This is a genomic window from Mucilaginibacter sp. P4_G9 (assembly GCF_056400985.1).
Map to the genome: position 1 here is coordinate 1 of NZ_JBFUKF010000575.1, position 2,475 is coordinate 2,475.

The window sequence follows — 2,475 nt, forward strand, 5'->3', positions numbered from 1 at the left end:
ATTATAACTATCCAATTCCCCGTCAGTTTGACATATATACTCTTTTCAGCCTTTAACATTAAATTATTTGAAAAAAAATTAATTTAAAAAACTGCAAATAGAATATTTTTAATTAGATTTAAGCAACCGATATAATATATTATTTCAAAAAGCTAATTGCATCGATTTAGCAATAACCTGAAATCGATTGCAGGAAATGGTGTTTAGTGATAGTATAAAACATTAGTCAAAAATTGTGTCGGCGACGAATTTTGCAGGGGCCAAACGCATAATAATACCTTTTATTGCTTCATGACACTAAAATGACAATTATATCCTACTAATTAAAAACAATTAACCATTGAGTAACGTATAAAATATAACACTTTAAAACCTGCTATTATGGAAACCACAGAAAAAACTAAAACTGAAGCTACTAAAGAAATGCACGACCCTAAAACAACTAAAAAGGGCCAGACACCGAAAGTTATTAATAAATGGAAGAGGAAACCTCTTCTATAAAGAATAACTGGTCGCAAAAAGTTCGTTAATAAATTTCGCGAGCTTTTTGCTTTAGCTCCGCAAATGTTCTGCGGAGGGAAGGTTTCAATTGCAGGGGCTTTAAAGTTCGGCTGTAGGCTAACTTATGCACACATCTTCTTTCTTAGGAATAAAGATTGGTGCATAGGTTAGATTTATTGTGAAGTAGTATCCAACCTTACCCGCATTTCTATCATATGCTTTTGAAAGCCGGTTTTTTCATAAGCTTTTACAGCAGCCCCGTTGTCACTATACACCTGTAACCTCAACTCGGTTAATCCCTGTTTACGCGCCCATTGCTTTAGCTTTCCAATAATCATTTGATTAATGCCCTTACCCCTGTGCTGTGGCGATACATACATAAAACCCCGGTAGGCGTAATCCGAATAATTAAAATAAGGTTTCTCACTTTTTTTGATCCGGGCATAGCCGCTGCCAACCAATTCGCCATCCAGCTCTGCCACTAAAAGTTCAACATCAGGAGAATTAATAAACATCTCCAGGTCGTAGTACTTAATTGCACCCGCAACAAGGGTGCTGTCAAAGGGGCGTTCGGCGGTAATCACACCCTGTTCAAATTGCAGCAGCGTGGGTATATCGTTTAATGTTGCTTGTCGTATCAGCATAAGCAGTATTATATTAAATACGAAAATGTTCGCAGCTTTTCAAAAATTCATTATCAGCATCAGCACCTATACCGGGGCTATCATCAATGTTTAGCTTATACCCATCATAGGTAACGCCGCCAATGCAGGGATCCTGCAGATGGCCCAGCATACAGGTATCCATATCATAAAACCGGATATTAGGACTTGCATATACAAAATGCAGCTTGGCACTCAAAGCAATACGGCTTTCCAGCATCCCTCCCATCATGCATGCAATGCCCTTTGAGGCCGCTTCATCATGAATTTGCTTAGCCTCAAATAAACCACCCGATTTTGACATTTTGATATTGATGAAATGGCAGCTCAAGCTATTGATCTGCCTGCGGGCGTCATGATGATTGTACACACTTTCATCAGCCATAATTTTCACCGGCGATAACTGCATCAGTTCGGGCAGCAAATCGTCGTACCAGGTACGCATAGGCTGTTCGCAAAATTCAATATCATATTGCCCCAATGCCTGCAGGGCAAAAACAGCATCGCCAAAACTCCAGCCCTGGTTGGCATCAATACGGATCGTCATCCCGGGGCCAACAGCCTCACGGATCTGCTTGATGCGCTCCACATCCTCTACTGCATTTTTACCAAGCTTTACTTTCAGGATATTTGCCCCCGACGCCTTAAAATCCAAAGCCTTCAAAGCCATGGCCGCCGGTCCGGCAATGCCTATGGTTATATCAGATTCAATTACCCGCCGTTCGCCGCCTAATAACCGGTACAAAGGTAGCCCGGCATTTTTGGCGGCTATATCAAATAAAGCCATATCAAAAGCGCTTTTAATGGTTGTATTACCGGCGGTAAAACTATGCAGTTGCTGCAGGCGCGCAGGAATATCCAGTGCATCCTGCCCTATCCATAGCTTTGCGAATTCGCGGGCCATTACCAGGCAGGTATCCTGCGTTTCGCCCACTATCACCGGGAAAGCCGAGCATTCGCCAACGCCGTAAAAACCGGCACTGGTATGTACCCGGATAAACACATTTTGCGCATGGTCCATTGTGCCGGTTGCAATAGTGAATGGCTCCATAGGGATACTGAAACGGTAGATATCTATATGGGTGATGATTGTTTTGTTTTGCATGGCATAAATAGCCTCACCTTAATGGCGTAGCTTCTTGAGTACAATAATATAAAATACATTGCGAATAATCCTCTCCAACGAAGCTACCGTGTGTACATATCTTTTAATAAAAGAAAATGTCATTTCGATTGAGCGAGGGGAGGAATGAGTGGGGCGCGAAAGAGAAATCTTCGGCGATATGCTAAGCTGACATGCATTGTTCGCTTG

At 41.8% G+C, this 2,475-nt stretch carries 2 protein-coding genes; both read right to left on the bottom strand.

From position 1 onward, the window contains the following. Positions 1–674: 674 nt before the first annotated feature. Complete coding sequence (locus AC1DPZ_RS25490; RefSeq protein ID WP_477408766.1) at positions 675–1,145, bottom strand: N-acetyltransferase family protein; 471 nt, start codon at positions 1,143–1,145, stop codon at positions 675–677. A gap of 13 nt (positions 1,146–1,158) precedes the next feature. Further along, a complete protein-coding gene (locus AC1DPZ_RS25495) occupies positions 1,159–2,268 on the bottom strand; it encodes a mandelate racemase/muconate lactonizing enzyme family protein (RefSeq protein ID WP_477408768.1) in 1,110 nt (369 codons plus the stop codon). Positions 2,269–2,475 lie beyond the last annotated feature (207 nt).